Source organism: Phyllobacterium sp. T2-21 (assembly GCF_055378485.1).
On record NZ_AP027912.1, the window covers coordinates 1788017 to 1811283 of the forward strand.

At 59.4% G+C, this 23267-nt stretch carries 25 protein-coding genes; 7 read left to right on the forward strand and 18 right to left on the reverse strand.

Annotated features, from left to right (window positions below):
- Positions 1-45: 45 nt before the first annotated feature.
- Both ACZ5FP_RS08910 and ACZ5FP_RS08915 read right to left on the reverse strand, forming a co-directional pair.
- Positions 46-876: a uracil-DNA glycosylase gene (locus tag ACZ5FP_RS08910; protein WP_464663080.1), complete on the reverse strand. Its 831-nt coding sequence runs from the start codon at positions 874-876 to the stop codon at positions 46-48.
- 71 nt (positions 877-947) lie between these two features.
- Positions 948-1547 carry a hypothetical protein gene (locus ACZ5FP_RS08915; protein WP_464663081.1) on the reverse strand — a complete coding sequence of 200 codons (600 nt, stop codon included), beginning with the start codon at positions 1545-1547 and terminating at the stop codon, positions 948-950.
- A gap of 533 nt (positions 1548-2080) precedes the next feature.
- On the opposite strand from ACZ5FP_RS08915, the gene ACZ5FP_RS08920 reads away from it, so the two are divergent.
- Together ACZ5FP_RS08920 and ACZ5FP_RS08925 are read left to right on the forward strand one after the other, a co-directional pair.
- Complete coding sequence (locus tag ACZ5FP_RS08920) at positions 2081-3748, forward strand: electron transfer flavoprotein-ubiquinone oxidoreductase (RefSeq protein WP_464663082.1); 1668 nt, start codon at positions 2081-2083, stop codon at positions 3746-3748.
- Between the two features lie 95 nt (positions 3749-3843).
- Positions 3844-4149 (forward strand): NIPSNAP family protein, encoded by a 306-nt coding sequence (locus tag ACZ5FP_RS08925; protein WP_464663083.1) that lies wholly within the window; start codon positions 3844-3846, stop codon positions 4147-4149.
- On the opposite strand, the gene ACZ5FP_RS08930 is transcribed toward ACZ5FP_RS08925, so the two are convergent.
- Together ACZ5FP_RS08930 and ACZ5FP_RS08935 are read right to left on the reverse strand one after the other, a co-directional pair.
- Positions 4150-5163 carry an endonuclease/exonuclease/phosphatase family protein gene (locus ACZ5FP_RS08930; protein ID WP_464663084.1) on the reverse strand — a complete coding sequence of 338 codons (1014 nt, stop codon included), beginning with the start codon at positions 5161-5163 and terminating at the stop codon, positions 4150-4152.
- An 878-nt stretch (positions 5164-6041) separates the two neighbouring features.
- Positions 6042-7550, reverse strand: a complete 1509-nt coding sequence (locus tag ACZ5FP_RS08935) for an AMP nucleosidase (RefSeq protein ID WP_346305340.1) — start codon at positions 7548-7550, stop codon at positions 6042-6044.
- 170 nt (positions 7551-7720) lie between these two features.
- Between ACZ5FP_RS08935 and ACZ5FP_RS08940 the strand changes: the two genes are divergently transcribed.
- Positions 7721-8422 (forward strand): glutathione S-transferase N-terminal domain-containing protein, encoded by a 702-nt coding sequence (locus tag ACZ5FP_RS08940; protein WP_464663085.1) that lies wholly within the window; start codon positions 7721-7723, stop codon positions 8420-8422.
- Between the two features lie 34 nt (positions 8423-8456).
- Here ACZ5FP_RS08940 and ACZ5FP_RS08945 read toward each other — a convergent pair whose 3' ends face one another.
- The 4 genes from ACZ5FP_RS08945 to ACZ5FP_RS08960 form a co-directional block, all read right to left on the reverse strand.
- Complete coding sequence (locus ACZ5FP_RS08945) at positions 8457-8861, reverse strand: GFA family protein (RefSeq protein WP_464663086.1); 405 nt, start codon at positions 8859-8861, stop codon at positions 8457-8459.
- Between the two features lie 26 nt (positions 8862-8887).
- Positions 8888-9676: a DUF899 domain-containing protein gene (locus ACZ5FP_RS08950; protein ID WP_464663087.1), complete on the reverse strand. Its 789-nt coding sequence runs from the start codon at positions 9674-9676 to the stop codon at positions 8888-8890.
- A 60-nt stretch (positions 9677-9736) separates the two neighbouring features.
- Positions 9737-10213, reverse strand: coding sequence for an SRPBCC family protein (locus ACZ5FP_RS08955; RefSeq protein ID WP_464663088.1), 477 nt, complete (start codon positions 10211-10213; stop codon positions 9737-9739).
- A 509-nt stretch (positions 10214-10722) separates the two neighbouring features.
- A complete protein-coding gene (locus ACZ5FP_RS08960) occupies positions 10723-11070 on the reverse strand; it encodes a DUF2147 domain-containing protein (protein WP_464663089.1) in 348 nt (115 codons plus the stop codon).
- A gap of 469 nt (positions 11071-11539) precedes the next feature.
- Here ACZ5FP_RS08960 and ACZ5FP_RS08965 point away from each other — a divergent pair, with 469 nt between their 5' ends.
- Positions 11540-11806, forward strand: a complete 267-nt coding sequence (locus ACZ5FP_RS08965) for a sel1 repeat family protein (RefSeq protein ID WP_464663090.1) — start codon at positions 11540-11542, stop codon at positions 11804-11806.
- A 175-nt stretch (positions 11807-11981) separates the two neighbouring features.
- On the opposite strand, the gene ACZ5FP_RS08970 is transcribed toward ACZ5FP_RS08965, so the two are convergent.
- Positions 11982-12842, reverse strand: a complete 861-nt coding sequence (locus ACZ5FP_RS08970) for a LysR family transcriptional regulator (protein ID WP_464663091.1) — start codon at positions 12840-12842, stop codon at positions 11982-11984.
- A gap of 26 nt (positions 12843-12868) precedes the next feature.
- Between ACZ5FP_RS08970 and ACZ5FP_RS08975 the strand changes: the two genes are divergently transcribed.
- Both ACZ5FP_RS08975 and ACZ5FP_RS08980 read left to right on the forward strand, forming a co-directional pair.
- Positions 12869-13165: a DUF1127 domain-containing protein gene (locus ACZ5FP_RS08975; protein ID WP_464663092.1), complete on the forward strand. Its 297-nt coding sequence runs from the start codon at positions 12869-12871 to the stop codon at positions 13163-13165.
- A gap of 490 nt (positions 13166-13655) precedes the next feature.
- On the forward strand, positions 13656-13901 hold the full coding sequence (locus tag ACZ5FP_RS08980) for a hypothetical protein (protein WP_464663093.1): 246 nt from the start codon (positions 13656-13658) through the stop codon (positions 13899-13901).
- 80 nt (positions 13902-13981) lie between these two features.
- Here the strand turns inward: ACZ5FP_RS08980 and ACZ5FP_RS08985 are convergent, their stop codons facing one another.
- The 7 genes from ACZ5FP_RS08985 to ACZ5FP_RS09015 form a co-directional block, all read right to left on the reverse strand.
- Positions 13982-14509 (reverse strand): Dps family protein, encoded by a 528-nt coding sequence (locus ACZ5FP_RS08985; RefSeq protein ID WP_346304939.1) that lies wholly within the window; start codon positions 14507-14509, stop codon positions 13982-13984.
- Positions 14510-14612: 103 nt separating this feature from the next.
- Positions 14613-16622 carry an acetyl/propionyl/methylcrotonyl-CoA carboxylase subunit alpha gene (locus ACZ5FP_RS08990; protein ID WP_464663225.1) on the reverse strand — a complete coding sequence of 670 codons (2010 nt, stop codon included), beginning with the start codon at positions 16620-16622 and terminating at the stop codon, positions 14613-14615.
- A 20-nt stretch (positions 16623-16642) separates the two neighbouring features.
- The gene (locus tag ACZ5FP_RS08995; protein WP_464663094.1) at positions 16643-18250 is read right to left on the reverse strand and encodes a carboxyl transferase domain-containing protein; all 1608 of its coding nucleotides are present in this window, start codon (positions 18248-18250) and stop codon (positions 16643-16645) included.
- A gap of 8 nt (positions 18251-18258) precedes the next feature.
- Positions 18259-18642, reverse strand: a complete 384-nt coding sequence (locus tag ACZ5FP_RS09000) for a type II toxin-antitoxin system VapC family toxin (RefSeq protein ID WP_464663095.1) — start codon at positions 18640-18642, stop codon at positions 18259-18261.
- Entirely contained in the window at positions 18639-19028 is a 390-nt protein-coding gene (locus tag ACZ5FP_RS09005; protein ID WP_464663096.1) for an AbrB/MazE/SpoVT family DNA-binding domain-containing protein, read from the reverse strand. Before ACZ5FP_RS09005 ends, ACZ5FP_RS09000 begins: the two co-directional genes overlap by 4 nt.
- A 98-nt stretch (positions 19029-19126) precedes the next feature.
- Positions 19127-20275 (reverse strand): isovaleryl-CoA dehydrogenase, encoded by a 1149-nt coding sequence (locus ACZ5FP_RS09010; protein WP_463012025.1) that lies wholly within the window; start codon positions 20273-20275, stop codon positions 19127-19129.
- A gap of 16 nt (positions 20276-20291) precedes the next feature.
- On the reverse strand, positions 20292-20912 hold the full coding sequence (locus ACZ5FP_RS09015; protein WP_223611342.1) for a TetR/AcrR family transcriptional regulator: 621 nt from the start codon (positions 20910-20912) through the stop codon (positions 20292-20294).
- A 213-nt stretch (positions 20913-21125) separates the two neighbouring features.
- Between ACZ5FP_RS09015 and ACZ5FP_RS09020 the strand changes: the two genes are divergently transcribed.
- Positions 21126-21581: a hypothetical protein gene (locus ACZ5FP_RS09020; protein WP_464663097.1), complete on the forward strand. Its 456-nt coding sequence runs from the start codon at positions 21126-21128 to the stop codon at positions 21579-21581.
- Between the two features lie 51 nt (positions 21582-21632).
- On the opposite strand, the gene ACZ5FP_RS09025 is transcribed toward ACZ5FP_RS09020, so the two are convergent.
- The gene (locus tag ACZ5FP_RS09025; RefSeq protein WP_464663098.1) at positions 21633-22058 is read right to left on the reverse strand and encodes a DUF423 domain-containing protein; all 426 of its coding nucleotides are present in this window, start codon (positions 22056-22058) and stop codon (positions 21633-21635) included.
- An 86-nt stretch (positions 22059-22144) separates the two neighbouring features.
- Positions 22145-23245: a pyridoxal phosphate-dependent aminotransferase gene (locus ACZ5FP_RS09030; protein ID WP_464663099.1), complete on the reverse strand. Its 1101-nt coding sequence runs from the start codon at positions 23243-23245 to the stop codon at positions 22145-22147.
- Positions 23246-23267 lie beyond the last annotated feature (22 nt).

The window sequence follows — 23267 nt, forward strand, 5'->3', positions numbered from 1 at the left end:
GAAATTACGACACTGTCATTCCAGTTTTGCGCCATGGCATATGAATTATTGCGTGAGGGCGCGCAACTGTATTTTGGCGGCAATGAAATCACGCCAGGCAAAGCGCTTCTGGGCTGAATTGCGCAGGAGATAGGCCGGATGCAGCGTCGGCATGACCGGGATGTCGATCCCCGCCGCCGTGCGGTGGGTTTTCCAGTTGCCGCGCAGCCGCAAAATGCCTTCCGGCGCATGGGTCAACGCCTTGGCGGCGGGCCCGCCGAGGGCAACCAGCAGTTTGGGGCCGGCAAGCTCGATCTGCCGTTCGAAGAAGGGGCGGCAGATCTCGGTTTCCAGCGGCGTCGGCGTGCGGTTGCCCGGCGGGCGCCAGGGAATTGTGTTGGCGATGTAGACGCCGGTGCGGTCAAGGCCGATGGCACTGAGCATCCGGTCGAGCAACTGCCCGGAACGGCCGATGAACGGCACGCCTTCCAGGTCCTCTTCGCGTCCCGGCGCCTCGCCGACGAACATGATGGGGGCGTGCGGATTGCCGTCGGCAAAGACCAGGTTCTTGGCAGTGAATTTCAGATTGCAGCCATCGAAGGATGCAAGCTGCTCGCGCAACTGTTCAAGCGTGGTGGCGCTCGAGGCGAGCTGCCGCGCCAGCGCAATCTTGGTGTCGTCGGGGACGGAGGTCTTGTTCAAGGCCGGCGCTGCCACCGGTTGCTGCTCCGGCCGCGGCCGCTCGGCCTGCGGCGCTGCCAGGCGCGTTGCTGCGGGCGGCTGAACGGGCTTGCGTGCGGGCTCCACTGCGGCAAAACGATCGACCGGCACGTCTTCGAGCGGTGTGTCGGCACCGGCTTCGGCATAAAAGTGCAAGAGTTCACGCAGGTCGGGCAATGGCTGATCCTTGAACCCGGATTGGAGCGGGTCTCTCCTTCAAGTCGCAAATTGCGCGCGTGATTGCAAGGTCAGGTGGAGGGAATGCGCGGCTCCTGCACCAGATAAAAGATGCGCTTGGGGGTAAAGTCGCCAATCGGAAAATCCATGATCGCGTTTGCCTTTGGATCAACCTTGCCGTCTTGAAAGGTCAGGCGGTCATAGGGTTCGGGATTGTCTTCATAGGTGGCAAAGAGATTGGAATGGATCATTCCTGTCTTGTCGCATGGCTGGCAGAAGGACAGCCCGTCACTATAGTCGCTCGGTTCCCCAAGCACCGACTGCAGTTCGAAGAAGAACTCCTGCCACGGGCGGCCGCTGCCATTGATGGCCCGGATCTGCAGATGGAACAGCAGGCCAAAACCCTGCGGCACGAATCCTGGCTTTCCCACGCTGGTGTTACGAATGACAAGCGTGACCGGAACGATATCATTCAGCTCTTCGGTGATGACGATCGGATCTTCGGTTGTGCCGGTCCCGCTGACCGAACGGATGCTGAACCCGCCCATTTCATCGGAAAAACTATAGGGCCCAACAGTCCATTTCTTCTGCTCCTGCGCCGCAGAATGGGTAAAAATCATGGTGACAGCCAGAACACTGCCCATTGTCCAGATCATCCAGAGTGATCTCATCCCGTCCCCGCTTGTTGGTTATCCCCGATCCACCAGCAGTTTTTTTATGCGAGACATGTCAATGGAGGCGAGTATGAACGAAATGCGCAAAGGCGCAACTGGGTTGACCTGCCTGCGGATGGCATGGTGCGCGGTGCGTGGTTCGACACGCTCACCATGAGGAAGGTGGTTTGATTGCAGGGCGCATCTGCGGTGTCGCAGAATGTGGTTCCCTGCAACTCTCGCTCTCCCTCATGGTGAGCGTGTCGAACCACGCACAATGGCCCTGCAATCTCGCCTGAGAAACACCGGCAAACGCCCTTGATGTCACAGCCGCTATCCTGTTCCTGTGCCTTGGAAATTCCACCGCACACGGGGCTAAAATATTGACGTTTACGTTAAGGTAAATTATAAATTGTGGAAATGGTCGTAGGATGAGGGCAATTGGCCGCATCTTGAATGGATGCTAGCCTCTGTCATACGGCTATTGTTGCGTTACAAATGGGAAAAACACAGGCGAAGTGTTTGCGGGGCATAGCATTCAGGAGGACTTCATGAGCGAGACAAACGAACTTCCAGAGCGGGAGAGCATGGAGTTTGATGTCGTGATTGTTGGCGGTGGCCCATCGGGCCTGTCAGCGGCGATCAGGCTCAAGCAGATCAATCCTGAACTATCGGTCGTCGTGCTGGAAAAGGGCGGCGAGGTCGGTGCCCATATTCTTTCCGGCGCGGTGGTCGATCCCATCGGCGTCGACAAGCTCTTGCCCGGCTGGCGGGACGAGGAGGGACACCCCTTCAAGACACCCGTGACAGCGGATCACTTTCTGGTTCTGGGGCCGGCAGGCTCCGTCCGCCTGCCGAACTTTGCCATGCCGCCGCTGATGAACAATCACGGCAATTTCATTGTTTCGCTGGGCAATGTCTGCCGCTGGCTCGGCACCAAGGCGGAAGAGCTGGGCGTCGAGATTTATCCCGGATTTGCCGGTTCCGAAGTTCTCTATGACGATAGCGGTGCGGTCATTGGTGTGGCCACCGGCGACATGGGTATCGAAAAGGACGGCTCGCACGGTCCGGCCTATACGCGCGGCATGGCGTTGCTCGGCAAGTATACACTCATCGCCGAAGGCGCGCGCGGCTCGCTCGCCAAACAGCTCATCAGCAAGTTCAAGCTTGATGAAGGCAAGGAACCAGCCAAGTTCGGTATCGGCCTGAAAGAGCTCTGGCAGATCGATCCGGCCAAGCACAAGCTGGGCCTGGTGCAGCATTCCTTCGGCTGGCCGCTCGACCTGAAGACGGGCGGCGGTTCGTTCCTCTATCACCTCGAGGACAATACGGTGGCCGTCGGCTTCGTCATGCACCTCAACTACAAGAACCCCTATCTGTCGCCGTTCGAGGAATTCCAGCGCTTCAAGACGCATCCCGCCATTCGCGGCACGTTCGAGGGCGGCAAGCGCCTTGGCTATGGTGCGCGCGCGATTACCGAAGGCGGCTGGCAGTCGGTGCCGAAACTGTCCTTCCCCGGCGGCGTGCTGATCGGTTGCTCCGCCGGTTTCGTCAACGTGCCGCGCATCAAGGGATCGCACAATGCCATGCTCTCGGGCATGCTGGCGGCGGAACATGCGGCTGCGGCACTGGCTGCGGGACGGGCCAATGACGAACTCATCTCCTACGAAAACGCCTGGCGCACCAGCGAGATCGGCAAGGACCTGAAGCGGGTGCGCAATGTCAAGCCGATGTGGTCGAAACTCGGCACCGTCGGCGGTGTGGTGCTTGGCGGCATCGACATGTGGCTGAACACGATTTTCGGCGGCTGGTCGCCCTTCGGCACATGGAAGCATGGCAAGTCCGACGCGGCATCGCTGGAACCGGCGGCCAAGCACAAGCCGATCGCCTATCCCAAGCCCGATGGCGTCTTGACCTTCGACCGCCTGTCCTCGGTGTTCCTGTCGAACACCAACCACGAGGAAAACGAACCGGTCCACCTCATTGTCAAGGATGCGGCGCTGCAGAAATCCTCGGAACACGATGTCTTTGCGGGGCCATCGACGCGTTATTGCCCGGCGGGCGTTTATGAATGGGTCGAGGAAAGCACCGGACCGAAATTCGTGATCAACGCCCAGAACTGCGTTCACTGCAAGACCTGCGATATCAAGGACCCGAACCAGAACATCAACTGGGTGCCGCCGCAGGGCGGCGAGGGGCCGGTCTATACCAGCATGTGATGAAAAGCCCGGTTGATCCGGGCTTTTTTCCGATTGAGACGCGGGTAAAAGCTCGCGTCTTTTGTCGATCAACCGACCTGTCCCGGAGTTTGCCCGTGATCACCTGCTATCTCAAATATGTCATCGATCCCTACAAGCTCGCCGAATTCGAGGAATATGGCCGCCGCTGGATCGCGCTCGTTACGCGCCTGGGCGGAAACCATCACGGCTATTTCCTGCCGAGCGAAGGGGCAAGCAACATCGCCTATGCGATGTTCAGCTTTCCCAGTCTTGCTGACTATGAAACATACCGGCGGCGCATGGCGAAAGACCCCGAATGCCAGGCGGTGTTTGAAATGGAAAAACACAATCGCAGCATCATCAGCTACGAGCGCAGTTTCTTGAGGCCGGTATTCGAATAATCACTGCGTTAGCATCACGGTCTGCAGATCCGGACCGTCATCGGCTGCCGCATCGATTGCAAACCGCAGGAGCAGCGGTAGGTGATCCGAGCCGACGGGCCCGAGCGTTTCGACGCTTGCGCCCGAGATTCGGCTTGATAGGAGGATATGATCAAGCGGCAGGCCGATCCATCTGGCCGCTTTTGCCAGCGTGCCATTGATCAGCCAGCTCGGGCGCAATCCATCCGCCGGCATGGTTTTGCTTGCCGCCGCGATCCGGCGAACGGTTTGGCTCCATGGCGCCGCATTGAAATCGCCGGCAACAATCATCGGTCCCTGCAGCCGTTCGAAATAGGCACGCATTTCCTCGACATTATCAGGTTGCGCAAACGGCCAGGGCCAGTCCAGGTGCAGGGCGGCAACCAGTGCGGTGCGGCCGCCGAAATCAATCCGGGCGAGGCCGGCAAGGGCGTTGCCGATGCATTGCGGCGTCGTGCCCAGCGCAAAGGGGCGGCGGGAGAGGATCGCTACGCCGCCGATGCGTTTGCTGCTGGGGCAGTAGAGATTGTAGGGATACCGCGCTTCGATCGCCGCGAGCTTCGCCCGCCAGCTGTCCGAAACCTCCTGCAGGGTGATGACGTCGGGGCTCTGCTGCGCAATCAGACGGATGACCTCCGTCTGGTCGGCATTGTCAAAGCGAAGGTTCAACTGCAGCAGCGTGTATTGCGGCTGGCCGGATGGCGTGGCGGCTTGCGGCGTCCCGGCTGATGCGGGCGCGGGAGCAGGGGCCAGCACGGTCGACAGGGCCATGACCGCCAGAATGATGGTCATCAGGCTTTCCCGCCACAACCCCATGAAAAGGGCTGGGAGTGCCGTGAGGATCATGAGCGCGGCGAGGTGCATGCGGAAGTGCGCGAATGCATCGAAAACCGGATGCACGGAACCGAAAAATCCGAGCACCAGCGGTACCGACAGCAGGACCGGTACAAGCACCGCCGCGAGCTTCGCCCAGGATGATTTTGTCGTTGTTGTCATGGTCACGCATTAAACGGTCAATTGCGACGCAATCAAGATGCCGAATGCTGGATTGCGTTCTCCGCTCATTCAGCGATGCGCCATCGCCGCAACCTCCAAATGCACACCGTCTTCAATATTCAACTCTGCATGCGTTGCTGTTTTTGCGGGATTTGCAAAGGTGCCTGTCACTCAGGCGTTTGAGAGTGAAGCAGCACGCACCGAGCCAGCCGGTGCATCGGGACGACGGGCCTCCCGACCATGGCAATGGCCTTGCTCTCAAAACTGGAGGTGACGCGATGTGGTATCTGCCACTGAGCATCACACTGGAAGTGAAAAAAACCCGGACGAGCTGGCAACTCACCATCCGGGTTCATTTCACGGTCTAGAAAACGGAGGTGGGCGAAAGCCCATCTCCACTCCAGAAGAATACGGCATTCTGTCCCAATTTCCAAGCCGATTTTCCCCGGGCAGACTGCGGATTGGCTCAAATCGTCGGCTGAAACAACCGTGAAATGCAGAGCTTCTCAGCATTCAACTCTGCATGCGTTGCTGTTTTTGCGGGATTTGCAAAGGTGCCTGTCACTCAGGCGTTTGAGAGTGAAGCAGCACGCACTGAGCCAGCCGGTGCATCGGGAGGATGGGCCGCCCGACCATGGCAATGGCCTTGCTCTCAAAACTGGAGGTGACGCGATGTGGTATCTGCCGCTGAGCATCACACTGGAAGTGAAAAAAACCCGGAGCAGCTGGTCACTGATCCTCCGGGTTCATTTCACAGTCTAGAAAAAGGAGGTGGGCGAAAGCCCATCTCCACTCCAGAAGAATACGGCATTTCGCCCTTGTTTCCAAGCAACAATCGCCAAATCGTCAGGCCATCCGCCGAGAAAAGCTCGTCTCTGCTACTGGAAGGCCATCTCGAAGAAGCTGCGCAACTTGCGCGAGTGCAGTTTTTCCGGCGGCATTTCCGCCAGTTTCTCCAGCGCACGGATGCCGATCTGCAGATGCTGGGCGACCTGACGCTTGTAGAACTCCGTTGCCATGCCCGGCAGCTTCAATTCGCCATGCAGCGGCTTGTCGGAAACGCACAGCAGCGTTCCATAGGGCACGCGGAAGCGGAAGCCGTTGGCGGCAATGGTCGCCGACTCCATGTCGAGCGCAATTGCGCGCGATTGCGACAGGCGCTTCACCGGTCCGCGCTGGTCGCGCAGTTCCCAGTTGCGGTTGTCGATGGTGGCAACCGTGCCCGTGCGCATGATGCGCTTCAGGTCGTAGCCCTCAAGTCCCGTGACTTCGGCGACCGCCTGTTCGAGCGCCACCTGCACCTCCGCCAGCGCCGGGATCGGCACCCAGACCGGCAGGTCGTCATCGAGCACGTGATCCTCGCGCACATAGGCATGGGCCAGCACATAGTCGCCGAGCGCCTGTGTGTTGCGCAGTCCGGCGCAGTGGCCGAGCATCAGCCACGCATGCGGGCGTAGAACGGCGATGTGGTCCGTGATGGTCTTGGCGTTGGAGGGGCCGACGCCGATATTGACCATGGTGATGCCGGCATTGTCTTTCTTCGCCAGATGATAGGCAGGCATCTGCGGCAGCCGTCCAATCGGCACGCCGGACGTCGGCGCGTCATCACCGGCTTCGGTGATCAGGTTGCCCGGTTCGATGAACCGCTCGTAGCCGCCGCCACCCTCGGCCATCAGCCGCCGCGCCAGGGCGCAGAACTCATCGATGTAGAACTGATAATTGGTGAAGAGGACATAGTTCTGGAAATGCACCGGACGGGTCGCGGTATAGTGCGACAGGCGATGCAGGGAATAATCCACGCGTTGCGCCGTGAATGGCGACAGCGGCATGATCCCGTCAATATCGTCGGTCTCATATTCGCCATTGACGATCCGGTCATCCGTGGCGTTGAGATCGGGGACATCGAAGAGATCGCGCAGCGGGCGCTGGAACGCATCGGCAACCGAGGATTCCACATAGGTGCCTTCAAGGAAGGCAAAGTGGATGGGGATCGGTGTCGTGGATTCCTGCACCGTAACCGGCCCGCCATGATTGCGGATCAGCAGTCTGATCTGTTCTTCCAGGTAGCTTTCGAAAAGATCGGGCCGGGTGATGTTGGCCGAATACTGGCCGGGTGCCGACACATGGCCGAAGGCGAGGCGGGAGTCGATCTGCGCATAGCTTGACGTGGACAGGCGCACTTCCGGATAGAAGGCACGAAAATGCGTGTTGTTTTCCACTTTGCCCTTGGCGACCTTGTCGAAGCCATCGCGCAGAAACTGCGTGTTCCGCTCGTAGAGGGCGATCAGCGCCTGCACGGCGGCTTTCGCGTCGGTAAATTCTTCGGGTTCAACATGGGGCGGCATGCTGATGGCGACGGGTTTCTTTGTTCCGATTCGATTGTTCATGCTCCTAATATAGTGAAATCGGATGTCAGTTGGGAGATGGCAAAAAGCCTGAAATTTCAATTCGGTTCAGGCCGCCCGCCAAAGCCGCCCGGAAATCGGCCGCCGGCTATTGCGATCGGGCATCGGGCACTTATGTTTGACCGGATAGATCAAGCTCCCAGGAGACCGACATGACGACGCAGACCAAGCCGATTGAACTCTACTACTGGCCGACACCCAACGGCTGGAAAATTTCCATCATGCTGGAAGAGCTCGGGGTTCCCTACGATCTCAAGCTGGTCAATATCGGCAAGGGCGAACAATTCGAACCGTCATTCCTCAAGATCGCGCCCAACAATCGCATGCCCGCGATCATCGATCCGGAAGGGCCAGGCGGCGAACCGATTTCCGTGTTCGAATCCGGCGCCATCCTGCAATATCTCGGCCGCAAGTTCGGCAAGTTCTATCCGCAGGACGAGCGCAAGCGCGTCGCCGTGGAGGAGTGGCTGTTCTGGCAGGTGGGCGGCCTCGGGCCCATGGCCGGGCAGGCGCATCACTTCAGGCAATATGCTCCGGAAAAGATCGAATACGGCATCAACCGCTACACCAACGAGGTCAACCGTCTTTACGGTGTGATGAACCGGCGTCTGGAAGGCCGGGACTATCTTGCTGACGACTATTCCATCGCCGACATGGCGTCATTCGGCTGGGTTGTCTCCTACGCCAATCAGGGGCAGGATCTCAATGATTTTCCCAATCTCAAGCGCTGGTTTGAAGCCATAAGCGCCCGCCCCGCCGTTCAGCGGGGCAGGGATCTGGGCAAGGAAGCGCGCCGCAATCTCGCCGACGACAAGGATGCGCAGAAAATCCTGTTCGGCCAACGGGCGCGCTGACAGGCGAGCCATTGTCAGGGGCAGGATCATCCCTCTACAGGTGCCGGATTTCCTCCGGCGCCTCTCCCCAATTGTCGTGCAAGCCATCCTGATATTGCACAGGGGCTGCCAGCAGTTCTTCCAGCGAAAGGTCATCGAGAACGGACAGGTTGACGGCATAGAACGGCCCGCCCATCACCTCCAGATTGCCCTGTCCGAACGGCTTGACGCCGCAGGTTCTGCAGAAGGAATGCGTGATGGTCTTGCTGCCGAACTGGTATTGCGTGAGATTGTCAGCGCCTGCGAGGATCTGCAGCTCATCACCGCCGGTAAAGGCTTTCCAGAACCGCAGCTTGGCACAGAACGAGCAATTGCATTTGCTCGTACCGGCATCGAGATCGATCGTGCATTCGAAACGCACGGCCTGGCAATGACAGCTGCCATGATAGGTTTTTTTCATCGGATATCTCCGCTGGGGGATCGAAATCAGTGACAGCAGCTATCGTCGGCGGATTTGGCCGTGCCGGCGTATTCGTCATGGCGCTTGACCCAGTTCTTGCCGAGACCGCCAAGATCGGGCGTGCCATCCCAGCCCTCCTGCCGGCCGAGCGGCGTCAGGTCGAGATAGTTGTAGGTGCCAAGCTGCAGGTCGCCGCCGCGTCCATAGCTCGAATAGGTGTGGTAGACCGTATCGTCGTCGCGCAGGAAGACACTGGTTCCCGGCTGTTCGCCGCGCATGAACCAGGGCATGCCCTTGCGCTCATATTCCTCGGCCGTGGTGTAATTGTAGACGGGCGGCATGACGGCCTCGTCCAATGTCACGTGAAAATCATAGTTGAAATCGCTGTCATGCGACGACACCCACGGGAATGTCCAGCCCATGCGTCTTCTGTAAGCTTCGATTTCAGCGAGGGGCGCGCGCGAGACGGCCACCAGCGTGGTGTCACGGGCGTGCAGATGTGCCAGATTGCCGATACTGTCGGCAAGGAAGGAGCAGCCGGGGCAGCCTTCGCCTTCGCCCGGTCCCAGCATGAAATGATAGACGATCAGCTGGCGGCGCCCCTCGAACAAATCGGACAGGCCGAGCTTGCCCTTCGGCCCCTCGAACACATAATCCTTGTCGATCTGCACCATCGGAAGCGCACGGCGCTCGCGGTTCAGGGCATCGCGTTGCTTGGTGAAGGCCTTTTCCTTCAGCAGAAAGGCCTTTCTGGCCTTGTCCCACTCGGCGCGGGAAACAACCTTGCGGTCGTCAGGGTGTGCATGGGTGTTCATCGTTTCCTCCTTGATATTGGTTCAAGCGATAATCAGTCCATAAGCGGGGGCATACGCTCCTCAGTGAAGACGGCCCAGCGGCTCGACATAGGCCTCCAGCCGTTCCATGCATTCGGTCCAGCCATTCTCATGCGAATCCCGGTCGTCGGCGGAATCGAACGGTGTCTGATGGAAGACGAGCCGCGTGCGCTGTCCCTGCGCGCTCATGGTGACGGTTACCAATGTCTGCGGCCCGCGCAGGCCATCGCTATCCTCCCAGGCAAAGGTGAAGACGATCCGCTCCGGCTCGACGATCCGCGTGTAGCGGCCGACCATCCAGGCGTCCTCGCCATCGGGAGAGCGGATGGACGAGCGATAGGCGCCGCCCTCCCTGAAATCGATCTGGCAGTTCGGGCAGGTGAAATTCTTCGGGCCCCACCAGCGCACGACATGCTCCGGCTGTGACCAGACCTTGAAAACGAGCGCCACCGGCGCATCGACGATCCGGACGATTGTCAGTTCGCGATCATTGTCCCTGCGGGCCAGCGCTGCGGTCATGGTTCCTCTTCCTTCCCATTCCGAACCGATCATATCTAACTCATAGGTTAAATAACCTTTTGGTTTATTACACTCTGATTTTGCCAACGTCAACATTGCCGGCGCTTACTTTTTTGCGTCACACATTTTCCTTGGAAAGCGCCACATCCCGCATCAGTTTCCGCTCCGGCAAGGACCGCCTTGCGATTCACGATGCCGGAGACGCAGATGAGACATGTCAGGTCATATTACACGCCGCGCTGCACGTGTTGGGTCCATGCCGGTTGTTCCGGCCCTGTCGCTATCGATCAGACCGGCGGGCGCAGCGAAGGGGCGGGGTATCGAAGCCGCGTTCAAAGGCCTGGAGAGGGCAAGCGGTGCACGCCTTGGGGTTTCGGCGACGGGTACGGGCAGCGGTAAGCGCATCGCAAGACGGCGCAACCCGGCCGGGCCGGCCATATCTGATGCAGGCAAACAAAAACCCCGCGAGAGCTCTACGCTTTCACGGGGTTTGGCATGCCGTCTGAAAATTACTGGCGTGTCAGGCTTTCGCTCTTGCAGATGAGCCCGCCCAGCACACAACCGGACAGGGACAATGTGTTGCCGCTGACGCTGGCCTTGCCATTGTAGGTCTTGCCCTCATCGAGCTTGTTGACCTGTCCCTTGTAGGACCCGCCCCTGCCGGACATCTCGCCGATGGATTTGCCCTTGTACTCGCCGGTCAAGACCGTGCCGCAATACTTGTCGGCGCCGCAGGACGAGTACTGGATGAGCGTACCTGTCGGCCGCTTCCACGTGCCGACGATCGGTTCCTCGGCCAGTGCCGGACCTGCCATCAATACAACGCCGGCGCATGCCAATAAGAGTTTGCGATTCATATGTTCCTCCCGATAAGGGTTGTGCGGCAAATGGGGTCTCTCCGCGTCCATTTGCATGTCCCTTACGTAAACGTAATTCAAAAAACCCCTGAAAGGAAGCCTTATGCGCTCGCAGCCGGGGTTTTTTGCAGGCAGGCGTTGCGGAACGGAGAGGAGATTCCTGTGCGAATGGCTCCAAGCCCGGCAAAAAGAAGCTGTGCCTTGGTTAGCAAAGGCTTGAAATCGGATAATGGCATTTTAAGCGAATTTGATCCAAATGCCTGCAATTGCTGGGGCGATATATTTAATGAATTCCGAAGTTTACCAGTTGTTTTTGTTTTGTTTGGCTCCAGTTAATCATGCCCCTTAACAGCAATTTGAGGGCTGTGTGGCATTCTCGAAAACATCGAAAGAGCACGCCAAAACAAACAAATCAGGCGGTTCTCAGAAGTCTAACAGGGCTTATCGGTTTAAACAGGGACTCGGTAAAATGGCACGTTTTGATCTTCACAATATCGATGCCGGACATGTCGGCGGCACCGCAGAAACGGACATCCTCTTTGAAATGGGCATCATGTATGCCACGGGCCGTGACTGTGCCGTCGATCATGTCGCCGCGCACAAATGGTTCAACATTGCGGCAATCAAAGGCAGCGACCGGGCTGCGGAACTGCGCGCCGAACTGGTGAAAACCATGTCCAAGGCCGATCTGGCAACGGCCATGCGCGAAGCCCGCGAATGGATGACCACGCACTGAACTGCAGATGCTTGGTGCGTGGTTCGACAAGCTCACCATGAGGGAAGTGGTTTGGTGCAAGGTTATTCACAAACGTCGCAGAACGTAACTCCCTGCAATCTTCACCCTCCCTCATGGTGAGCTTGTCGAACCACGCATGAGCGCTCAAGCCACACCGGCACGAGACAACAATGGCTCAGCCCATCGGCTGGAACGCATCGCGGATCACCTTGGCCATGCCGTCAATCGCGGGGCTCATCATCCGCGGATTGCGCCGCAGCACGACATTCGATGAATCAATGACCGGAAATCCCTCTGCTTCCGTCAGTTCGCGGCAGCCCGGCGGAATATTGCTGCGCGCAAGCGGGGCGATGGCAAGGCCCGAAACCGCTGCTATTTTCAAGCCTCCGCCCGTATCGCAGCTATAGGCCACGCGGTATTCGATCCTGTTGCGCTCCAGCGATCCCATGGCGAATTTCCTGCACCAGTCCGAGCGCTCGTAGATCGCGATGGGAACGGGCGTGATTTCATGCACGCAATGCACCTCCGAGGTGACCCAGACGGTCGGGTCGACAAAGAGAACCTCGCCGGTTGCCGGCGGCTCCCAGTTGAATATGACGGCAAGATCAAGCTCGTCCGCATCCAGTGCGGCCAGCTGTTGCGCCGAATATCCGCATTTGACCGTTACCTCCACCTGCGGATGCTGGCTGGCGAAGGCGGCGAGGGCGCGCGGCAGGATCGTGTAGCCATATTCTTCGGGAAGGCCGATCCGCACGGGGCCGCCAAGCGGCTTGGCCCGGATCGTCGCCATGGTTTCATCCAGCAGCGCGACAATGCGTTGCGCGTTGACGAGCAGTGCTTCGCCCTGGGCGGTCAGCGCAACGCCGCGCGAGCCGCGGGCAAAAACGCTTTCTCCCAGAACCTCCTCGAGCCGCTTGATCTGGACACTCACGGCCGATTGCGTGCGCCCGATCCTTTCCGCCGCGCGGGTGACATTGCCGGCCGTTGCCACGGCCAGGAACGTACGGAGCAGATCGCTGTCGAGTGGCGGGTTCATGGCGTTCCCTGCAATTAAAATTTCGAATGACAGGCATAATTTCTATTCGTTTGATGTATGTCAATGCTTGCGTCAAGCATGGTGACTATTCGCCATTCGAGACCATCTCCATGTCTGTTTTCTGCTTGTTTTCAAATCTTTGGAAGGGTTTGCAGATCGCTGATCGCGAGGCTCGCCAACTCGCGGTACTGTCGCGCAAGCCGGGTGAACATTTGCTGCGCGATGCCGGTATCACGCGCCAGGACGTAGCCGGGATCGCCTGCTGTTATCGCCTGAAGCGGCTGCGGGTACTCCTGCGGCGCGGGAGCCAGCCGTGCCGTTGACACCGCTGCCGGTTCGACGCTGAACGCTCTTCTTCGGCAATTCCACATTATTGACGCAATCAAAACGAGATTATTGTTGTGATTGCAACCTAGCCGTTAGACGGCATCATGCTAAGGGGCCATTGTTCTCTTGGGAGCGTCGCTGCGACCCGGCGGGTCTGAGTTGCCGGCCTGATTTCAAGGGGCGGCACATTCAGGAGAATCTGGAGCAGATGCTTTGGATTGTCACAGTAATGCAAATATTTTCTTCTAAATAACGTGTAGTATAAAGTTTTAAATCAGATATATCTTTGTCAGTTTAGAATTGATTTGATAACAATGCTCATTTTTTATGTTGTTTTGTCTTTTTGTTATGAATTTCTGTGAGAGGCTATGATTAAACCTATCATTAGAATTATGATAGTTAATTCGATTTAATGTGGTTTTTTAGTGAGACTTTCGCAACTCTTAGGGGTTGCGAACACTGGGATATCAGCTAAGTAAACGGTTTATGGAATTTTTGATTCTTAAAGAAGACGGGGAAGTTATGCAGGACGAGCTTGGGGCATTATTGTCAAGGTTGAGCCGTGCTCAAAAAGAGTTGATAATTTTGACTGCAAAGACCAATGCTTTTCCTGACAATAATACCTTGAAACGGATAGCCACTCTGGCGTTGAACATTTCCGCCGTGGAAGCCCTGATTGCCGATACGCAGAACCGCGATAAACGCGCGAAAATGACCAAGGCGAACGATTAAAAGGATTGAACGGCATGAACCCGTGTTGCCGATAAAGGCGCTGTTCATGCCGCTCTGTCGATGAAACCGTTGTCAGCACATCAGACGCTGGCAGGACCGGTGCGGGTTGCTTCGAACAGGAACCAGTGACGGCGCTCGGATTCATCGATGTAATTCTCGATGATGCTCGTGGTGGCACTGTCATGGTATTCGCTGCAAAGCTCATGCACCTGCCGCAGATAACCGATAAAGCTCTTCGTATCGTCGCGCAGTTCGGCCAGCATGTCTTCCGGCGTCACGAAATTGGCGTCGTTGTCGAGCAGGCGCTGCTGGGCGGAAATCTGCCCGATGGAGCGCAATGTTGTGCCGCCGATCTTGCGCACGCGCTCCGCCAGAACGTCGGTCATGTCAAAAATCTGGGCGCCCTGTTCGTCCAGCATCAGGTGATAATCGCGAAAATGCGGCCCGCTCATATGCCAATGAAAGTTTTTCGTTTTCATGTAGAGCGCGAAGGTATCGGCAAGCAGCGCATTGACGGCGGCTGCGATGTCGCGGGTCGCGTCCGCGCCGAGATCGGTGGGCGTTGCGGTGGGCGCGCGTTTGATCGTCTGCAATGATTTGGTAGCCATGGGTCGATCTCCTCTGCTGTGAATGGGAAATTCTTACGACTTGAGTAGGCAAGTGGTGCTCGTCACAGATATACGACTAGCACGACTGTTTGTCATTTCTGCTTCAAATCTTGGTCAACGCGGCGACTTCCGCCTCTTCGAAGCGCACAAGGGCCGTCTTCTCCTTGACCTGAGCCCCTTCGTTGACGATCTCGGCAATTTTTCCGTCATGCGGAGCGGTGATGGAATGTTCCATCTTCATCGCCTCCAGCACCAGCAGAACCTGCCCCTTCCTGACGAGGTCGCCGGCAGAGACCCGGACGGATTTCACCAGACCCGGCATCGGCGCGGTCAGCCGGTCGCCCGCACCCCCGGCCTCGTCGGCCTGCTGCAGGGGATCCGGCACGGCAAAAATTGCCACCACGCCTCTGGCGATGACCGCAATGCCTTGCGGTATTGCCGCGGTCTTTGCCCGCAGGTTGATGCCTTTGCCGGTGATGTGCCAGCCGCTGCCATCGCGCCGCACCCGCAGGTCAAGGGTGGCGTCGGCTGCAGCGACCTCGAAACGATCGTCATCCAGAACCGTAATGCCATAGCGGAGCGTATGGCCGGGCTCGCCCAGCGTGACCGGGTATTGCGACGGCGCCAGATGGCTGTAGCCGCGCAGTGCCGTCCAGGGATCGTCGGAGGTGACCTTTGTCAGAAGGCCGCTGGCATAGAGCACGGCCAGCTCCTTTGCGCCCGCCGGCATGGCCACGGGAACGACCAGACTGTGAAGATCCCGGTCGATCAGGCCGGTATCGACATCACCGGCGGCAAAACCCGGATGCCGCGCCAATGCGGCGAGAAATGCTGCATTGGTGACCGTTCCGGCAATCTCCGTGTGCAGGAGGGCGTCTTCCATGGCTTGCAGCGCGGTCGCGCGGTCTTTGGCGTGAACGACGATCTTGGCAATCATCGGATCGTAATAGGGGGAAATGGTGTCGCCCGGGCGCACGCCGGTCTCAATCCGCACCGTGCCTTCCCTGACGGCAGCCGGAAAGGCGAGGTGATGCAACGTGCCGATGGCTGGCAGAAAGCTCTTGGCCGGGTCTTCCGCATAAAGCCGCGCTTCCACGGCATGGCCATTCAGCGGGATTTGCGCCTGGGTCAGCGGCAGGGGTTCGCCCGCCGCCACGCGCAATTGCCATTCCACCAGGTCAAGCCCGGTGATCATTTCTGTCACTGGATGCTCGACCTGCAGCCGCGTGTTCATTTCCATGAACCAGAAGCCGTCCGGCCGCAGGCCCTGGCTGGCATCGACGATGAATTCGATCGTGCCCGCGCCGGAATAATGGATGGCCTTGGCCGCCTTCACGGCGGCGTCGGTCATCGCCGCGCGCATCTCCGGCGTGATGTCGGGAGCAGGGGCTTCCTCGATCACCTTCTGGTGGCGGCGCTGCAGCGAACAGTCGCGTTCATAGAGATGCACGGCATTGCCGTGATTGTCGCCGAACACCTGCACTTCGATATGGCGCGGCTTGGAGACATATTTTTCCACCAGCACCCGGTCATCGCCGAAGGCGCTCTTGGCTTCGCGCCGCGCGCTGCCCAGCGCTTCGGCGAAATCATCGGGGCTGTCGACCTTGCGCATGCCCTTGCCGCCACCGCCGGCGCGTGCCTTGATCAGCACGGGATAGCCGATCTCGCGCGCCTTGGAAGCGAGCACGACCAGTTCCTGTGCTTCACCGTGATAGCCGGGAACGACAGGCACGCCCGCCTTTTCCATCAGCCGCTTGGCGGCGTCCTTCAGGCCCATGGCGCGGATGGAATCGGCCGAGGGGCCGATGAACACCAGTCCGGCCTTGACCACGGCATCGACAAAGCCGGGGTTTTCCGACAGGAACCCGTAGCCGGGATGAATCGCTTCGGCGCCCGTATCGATGGCCGCCTGAATGATGCGGTCGGCGCGCAGATAGCTTTCCGATACGGTGGCGCCGCCGATATGCACGGCCTCGTCGGCCATTGCCACATGCAACGCATCGGCATCGGCGTCGGAATAGACGGCAACGGTGCCGATACCCATCTTCTGCGCGGTGCGGATGACCCGGCAGGCAATTTCACCGCGATTGGCAATGAGGATTCTGGAGAACATTGTTGTCATGGTTTTTCTCCTTACATCCTGAAGATACCGAATGTGGTATCCTCCACGGGTGCATTCAGGGCTGCGGAAAGTGAAAGGGCGAGAACCTCGCGGGTTTTGGCCGGGTCGATGATGCCGTCGTCCCACAGGCGCGCCGAGGAATAGAGCGGGTGGCCCTCGCGCTCGTATTTTTCCAGGATCGGCGCGCGGAAGGCTGCCTCGTCGGCAGCGGGCCAGTCACCGCCCTTGCGTTCGATCCCCTCGCGCTTGACCAGAGCCAGCACCGTTGCCGCCTGTTCGCCGCCCATGACGGAAATGCGGGCATTGGGCCACATCCACAGGAAACGCGGCGAGAAGGCGCGGCCGCACATGCCGTAATTGCCCGCGCCGAACGATCCGCCGATGATCATCGTCACCTTGGGTACGCGCGCCGTGGCAACCGCCGTCACCAGCTTGGCGCCATCCTTGGCGATGCCGCCCGCTTCATAGGAACGGCCGACCATGAAGCCGGTGATGTTCTGCAGGAAGACCAGCGGAATGCCGCGCTGGGTGCACAGCTCAATGAAGTGCGCGCCCTTCAGCGCGCTTTCGGAAAACAGCACGCCATTGTTGGCGATGATGCCGACCGGCATGCCGTAGAGATGGGCAAAGCCGGTGATGAGGCTGGTGCCGTAATTCTGCTTGAACTCATCAAATTCCGAACCGTCGACCACGCGGGCGATGACTTCGCGCACATCATAGGGCTGGCGTAGGTCCGTGGGCACGATGCCGTAGAGTTCATGCGGATCATAAAGAGGCGGACTCACTTTGCGAAGGTCGAGCCCTATCACCTTCTTTCGATTCAGGTTTCCGACGATGCGCCGGGCGATGGCAAGGGCATGGGCATCGTCCATGGCATAGTGATCGGCAACGCCGGACTCGCGCGTGTGCACTTCGGCACCGCCAAGATCTTCCGCCGTCACGTCCTCGCCGGTCGCGGCCTTCACCAGTGGCGGGCCTGCGAGAAAGATGGTCGCCTGGCCTTTGACCATGATGGTTTCTTCCGACATGGCCGGCACATAGGCGCCGCCCGCCGTACAGGAGCCCATGACCACCGCGATCTGCGGAATACCCGCCGCTGACATGTTCGCCTGGTTGTAAAAGATGCGCCCGAAATGCTCGCGGTCCGGGAAAACCTCGTCCTGGTTCGGCAGGTTCGCGCCGCCGGAATCGACGAGATAGATGCATGGGAGGTTGTTCTGCAGCGCGATTTCCTGCGCGCGCAGATGCTTCTTCACGGTCAGCGGATAATAGGTGCCGCCCTTGACCGTGGCGTCGTTGACGACAATCATCACCTCCTTGCCGGACACGCGCCCGATACCGGCGATCAGCCCCGCCGATGCGATAGTGTCGCCATACATGTCCCAGGCGGCAAACTGGCCGATTTCCAGAAAGGGCGAACCGGGATCAAGCAACTGCACCAGCCGGTCGCGCGGCAGCAGCTTGTTGCGCGCGGTGTGGCGCTTGCGTGCTTCGTCGGTCCCGCCCTTGCTCACCAGCGCAGCCTTGGCCTTGATGTCATCGACAAGGGCGCGCATGCGCTCCGTATTGGTGGCAAAGGTTTCGGATGTGGTGGTGATCTGGGACTGAAGTATGCTCATGTATTCTCCTATCGGATCACTTCGATGTGGCAGCCGACATCAAGGTCGGCCCAGGCGCGGTCGGTGGTAATGGCAGTGGCGCCTTCCCTTATGGCAAGAGCAAGGCAGGCGCGGTCGCCGAGGGAAAGACCCTTGTGGCGGGTTGCCGGACGCAGCAAGGCGGCGGTCAGTGCGAGATCCTTGTCGAAATCAACATACCGGATACTGTATCCGGTCATCAGTGCATCGGGAACGGCAAGGGAAAGGCCCTTGTCGGCGCAGGCGGCCATGATCTCGGCCAGGTTGACGGTCGTGCAGAGCGCGCCGGAAAGGCAGGCCTGCGCACGGTCTGCCCCCGGCTCCTGCAGAAGAACCGCCAGCACCGCCGAGGCATCAAGGACCACCGTGGTCATTTCTTCTGTGCCTTGGCGATTTCCGCAGCTTCGCGCGCCAGCCGGTCAAACCGCGCATCGGAAGCGCGTTGTTCGGCCAGTCTGTCCGCAATGAATTCGTCCACCAGACTGACACCCGGCCTTTTGAGCTTTTCGGCGCTCTCCCAGATCTTTTTCAGCGTCGCGCTCTGGGAGGCAACCTGAAGATAGCCGTCGACCATGCGCAGGGCGACGGTGTCACCCGGCTTCACGTTCATGAGCTTGCGCATCTCGGCCGGAATAACCAAGCGGCCGCCATCACCTATCGTAGCAGTCACAGCCCAGGAAAACGGTGCCGACGAGGTATCGGCATCGTGCTCAAACGCTTGCGGTTCCTCACGGAAACCTTCATTCTTCTTGCGTGCCATTGTTAAAGACCTCTTTGAGAACAATGGAAGAAACCTGCCATCATTCATAAAACATGGCAATTCTACCAAAGAATGACATAAAATAGAATTCATGCCATTCAGGCGCTCTCCCCGAACATTTCGCGCCCGATCAGCATGCGGCGGATTTCGCTGGTGCCGGCGCCGATCTCGTACAGTTTGGCGTCGCGCAGCAGGCGTCCCGTCGGGTAATCGTTGATGTAGCCATTGCCGCCCAGCGCCTGGATGGCCTCCAGAGCGCACCAGGTGGCCTTTTCCGCCGCATAGAGAATGCAGCCGGCGGCATCCTTGCGCGTGGTCTCGCCGCGGTCGCAGGCGGCAGCCACCGCATAGACGTAAGCGCGAGAGGCGTTCATCGTCGTGTACATATCGGCAAGCTTGCCCTGCATCAGCTGGAATTCGCCGATCGGCTGGCCGAACTGCTTGCGCTCATGCACATAGGGCACCACCACGTCGAGGCAGGCAGCCATGATGCCGAGCGGGCCGCCGGCAAGCACGACCCGTTCATAGTCGAGGCCGGACATGAGGATGCGCACGCCCTTGCCCTCTTCGCCGAGCACGTTCTCGAACGGGATCTCGCAATCCTCGAACACCAGTTCGCAGGTGTTGGAGCCGCGCATGCCCAGCTTGTCGAGCTTTTGCGCCGTGCTGAAACCCTTGAAACCCTTCTCGACCAGAAACGCCGTAACGCCGCGCGACCCGGCGGCGGGGTCGGTCTTGGCGTAGACCACCAGCGTATCGGCATCGGGACCATTGGTGATCCACATCTTGTTGCCGTTCAGCACATAGCGGTCATTCTTCTTGTCGGCCCGCAGTTTCATCGACACGACGTCGGAGCCGGCACCGGGCTCGGACATGGCGAGTGAGCCCACATGCTCGCCCGAACACAGCTTCGGCAGATATTTCGCCTTCTGCGCGTCCGTGCCCCAGCGGTTGATCTGGTTGACGCAAAGGTTGGAATGCGCGCCGTAGGACAGGCCGACGGACGCCGATGCCCGGGAAATCTCTTCCACGGCAATGGCATGGGCGAGATAGCCGAGGCCCGAGCCGCCGAAATCCGGGTTTGCCGTCATGCCGAGCAGACCGAGCGCGCCCATTTCCTGCCAGAGATGCATGGGGAACTGGTTGGACCGGTCCGTTTCGGCGGCAAGCGGTGCGATGCGTTCCTGCGCGAACCGGTGCACCGTCTCGCGCAGCGCTTCGAGATCATCTGAAAGTCCAAATCGCAGACCTGACTGATACATGCTACTCTCCCATGTCCTTTGTCGTGACATTCTTGGCGCCCACAAGGCGCAATCCCATAGTGACGTATTTTTCCGCAATCTGCGTGACAGTAAGCCTGTCGTCCGGGCGAAACCAGACATTCACGCCGGTGGTCATCGCAATGATGGCCCGGGTCGTCAGCGGAATGTCATCGATATCGAATTGACCGGATGCGCTGCCCGCCTCGAGGATCAGCCGCAGCTCGTTCTCGTAGACCGCCCGCAATTCCACCAGAATGGCCAGCTTGTCGCCCTGCAGGCTGCGCAGTTCCATATTGGCAATGTGCACATCGTCCCGCCGCTCCACATGATAGCGGATGTGAAAGCGGATGAAGGCGGCAAGCCGTTCGAGCGGCGTGGTCAGGGTCTGGCTCTCGGTCCGCCATGCCGCCAGCAGCCGGTCCATGTGGTCGCGCATCACCGCGAACAGCAGCTCCTGCTTGGTCGGGTGATAGCGGTAGAGGGCCGCCGCCTGCACGCCTACCTTTTCCGCCAGCTGGCGCATCGACATGGCCTCGTAGCCGACCTTGGCAATCAGCCGCCTTGCCGCGACATGAATCGCTGCCTGGGTCTTCTCGCCGTCTGAGCCAATTGTTCTCGCCATGGGGTATTAATAAAACGAACGTTCAATTCATTCAAGAGGCAAATTCAACCCTCGATACTGGTTTGCACAACTGAGAGACGAGGGCTCTCAGACGAAGTGATAAGAGGCGTCCGATGGTGCCGCAGCGCAAAATCGGGTAGATTCAGTTTATTGCCAGTCTTCAATATGCCTTTGATTGAATAGCGTTTTTCACAAGACTGAGAGTTGAAAAGCATGGTTGGTCGAGAATTCAAACATCTGTTGCCTGCGCTGGCCGCTGCAATTGTTCTGCTGGCAGGGGGTGTGCCGGCGCAGGCCGTTTCAATGAAGGAGTGCAGTGCCAGGTACAAAGCTGCGCAAGCGGCAGGCAGCACAACGGGCTGGAACGAATTCCGCAAGCAGGAATGCGCGAAAGCGGCGTCTGCGGCGGCGGAAACTGGGTCACCGGAGACAAAGTCGGAGATTGCGCCAAAGGCCGCCCCGACGGCCGTGGTGCCGAAATCACTCGTGTTTCCGAGCGCCGTTTCCAGCAAATTTGCGGCGGAAAAACCGGCCAAGGCGCGCATGCACACCTGTCTGGAGCACTATCACATCAACAAGGACAACAATACGCTGGGCGGCATGCGCTGGATCGAGAAAGGCGGTGGTTACTACAAGCTGTGCAACAACAAGCTGAAGGGAATAAGCTGATCTCACCGGTCGTCAGACGGCAGGGCGTCATATCTCTCTATAGCGCGACAACTATTTCCTGAAATCGAATGTGCGGAAGGCTGTGGCGGCAACCAGCAGCCAGCCGAGGATGAGCAGAGTACCGCCTGCAGGCGCGGCGCCGGGGAACAGGCGGTCACCGGTGATATCGCGGGAGGCAAGATCGCCGATGAACAGGAGGAGGCCGAGCAACAGCGCGAGGCCGCCGCCATAGGCCGCGCGGCTGATTTTCGCGAGCACCGCAAGGGCGAGGAACGCCGGGGCATGGATGAACAGGATGGGCGCAATCGTTGCCATATGCGGACTGGCGCTGTGCGCGGCGGCTGCATAGGCGGCGATGCCAGCGGCGCCGATCAGGCCGCCAAGGCCGGCGAATGTCCGATTGAGGTTGTGCCCGCGTGTATCGGCGGCGGTACCGCTGTTGGTATCACCAAGGTGGGTGTCGCCATTCAATGCCATGTTCGGTTCCAGTCTATGTCTGTGCAGCAGTGGTCTGCTTTCCCGGTCCGCTTTTCAGATCTGTTTCCCGGATCTATTTCCCGGATCTATTTCAATGCAGCCAGCGTCTCGGCGAGCTTTTCCTCGAACAGGTCCAGTTCCTCGTCCAGTCCGACACTGACACGAATGCAGCGGTCAAGCACCGGGGCCATTGGCTTGCGGACGAAAATGTCGCGCTCGATGAGACCACTCAGCACGCTGGCGGCATAGGCCCCATCGCGTCCGCAGTCGATGGCGACGAAGTTGGTGGCGGAAGGGATGGCAGCAAGGCCGTTGCTGGCGGCGATGGTTGCGATACGGTCGCGCCCGGCAATGATCCGCGCCACCACCGCATTGAGATAGGGTTGGTCGGCAAGGGCGGCCAGCGCGGCGATCTGCACCATGCGGTTCATGCCGAAATGGTTGCGGATCTTGTCAAAGGCGGTGATCTGGCTTTCCGCGCCAATGGCATAGCCGCAGCGCATGCCGGCGAGGCCATAGGCCTTGGAAAAAGTGCGCATGCGCAGCACGTTGGGCCGCGAGACGTCGATGGCGGGCAGGGCGGAGGCAGGGGCGGTCTCGCCATAGGCTTCGTCGAGGATCAGCAGGGTGGTTTCGGGCAGGGCGGCGATGAAGGCTTCGATCGCCACTGCCTCGTGCCATGTCCCCATGGGGTTGTCGGGATTGGAGAAATAGACCAGCGGCGCCTTTTCGCGGACGGCTGCGTCCAGCAGGGCATCGAGGTCTTCCCGGTCATCCCGGTAGGGAACAGTGACAAGCCGCCCGCCGAACCCGGCCACATGGAAGTTGAAGGTGGGATAGGCACCGAGCGAGGTGACAACCGGCGTTCCCTCGCGCACATATTGGCGAACGGTCAGCCCCAGCAGGGTGTCGACGCCTTCGCCAACCACGACATTGCGCGGCGTGACGGCGAGATGCGCGGCGAGCGCCGCCTTCAGGTCGAAATTCTCCGGGTCGCAATATTTCCACACCTCCGGCGCGGCGTCGCGCATGGCTGCGATCACCGATGGCGCCGGTCCAAACCCGTTCTCATTGGCGCCAAGCCGGGCGCGAAACGGCCGGTTGCGCTGGCGTTCCAGTGTTTCCGGTCCGACGAAGGGCACAGTGGAGGGGAGCGATTCAATCAGGGGGGTAAGCTGCGGTTCCATGGCCACAGCGATAGCATTTTTT